The sequence below is a fragment of the Streptomyces sp. NPDC046465 genome, from assembly GCF_040646035.1.
In the GTDB taxonomy this organism is placed as follows: domain Bacteria; phylum Actinomycetota; class Actinomycetes; order Streptomycetales; family Streptomycetaceae; genus Streptomyces.
Genome location: NZ_JBEYZK010000095.1, coordinates 1 through 1,080 on the forward strand (window position 1 = coordinate 1; position 1,080 = coordinate 1,080).

General features: G+C 33.7%; 2 protein-coding genes. Both read left to right on the top strand.

Features of this window, described 5'->3' with window-relative positions:
* Positions 1-471: 471 nt before the first annotated feature.
* Positions 472-684, top strand: coding sequence for a DNA-binding protein (locus ABZ953_RS39430; RefSeq protein ID WP_200416660.1), 213 nt, complete (start codon positions 472-474; stop codon positions 682-684).
* The coding region (locus ABZ953_RS39435; RefSeq protein ID WP_361734362.1) for a restriction endonuclease subunit S at positions 672-1,080 on the top strand (409 nt) is incomplete at its 3' end. The genes ABZ953_RS39430 and ABZ953_RS39435, both read left to right, overlap by 13 nt.

A 1,080-nucleotide genomic window follows, 5' to 3' on the forward strand; every position in this document is an offset into this window, starting at 1 on the left:
AAGACCTTGACCAACCAGAACGTGCAAGTGTTCGAGGTAAAGGAGCAAGCCATGAGTGAGAATCTAAAAACGATCAAAGAGCTTGCGGATGAGTTGGGTGTATCAAAAAAGAAAATTCATTATCAAGTATCTAAATTAGATAGTAATTTGATACAGAGATTAGACGGTACTATCTATCTTAACAACGCTGCTATAAAAGTGATTAAAGGGAATATTGGATATGTCCCTAAAACTAAATTAGATAGTGTTGGTGTCCAAAATAGACAGTATTTAGATACCAAATTAGACACCGTAAATACAAGTTTAATTGATGAAAAAAATGAACGAATCAATTATCTAAAAGAGCAAATAAAGAATAAAGATAATCAAATATCTGTTAAAGACGAACAGATAAAAAGTTTAGTAGACGTACAAAAACAAACTCAAAATCTTTTAGATCAGCAACAACGACTAGCCTTACAAGATAAAAAGTTGTTAGAAGAATACAAAGCAGAAAATGACAGCTTAAAAGCTCTCAAAATGCCCTCACAGGAAACAGAATTCAAACACTTAGACAATCAATATAAAGATGAAGTGAACGCTCTTAAAGAGAAGTTGGAAAATTTGCAGGAACAAATCAAAGATCAAAAAAGGATAGAAGAACAAGAAAAACCAAGAAAATGGTGGGGACTATGGCGAAAATAGATGATTCAGTTAAAAAGAAAGTTCCAGAATTAAGGTTTCCGGGATTTACGGATGATTGGGAAGAGCGTAAGTTAGGAGAATTATCTAATATTGTTGGTGGTGGAACACCAAGTACATCGAACCCTGAATACTGGGACGGTGATATTGATTGGTATGCACCAGCTGAAATTGGAGAACAAAGTTATGTTAGTAAAAGTAAAAAGACTATTACTGAACTAGGTCTAAAGAAGAGTTCAGCTCGAATTTTACCAGTAGGAACCGTCTTATTTACTTCTCGTGCTGGTATCGGAAACACCGCTATATTAGCCAAAGAAGCTACAACTAATCAAGGGTTTCAATCAATTGTTCCTGATCAAAATAAACTTGATAGTTATTTTATTTTTTCAAGAACTAATG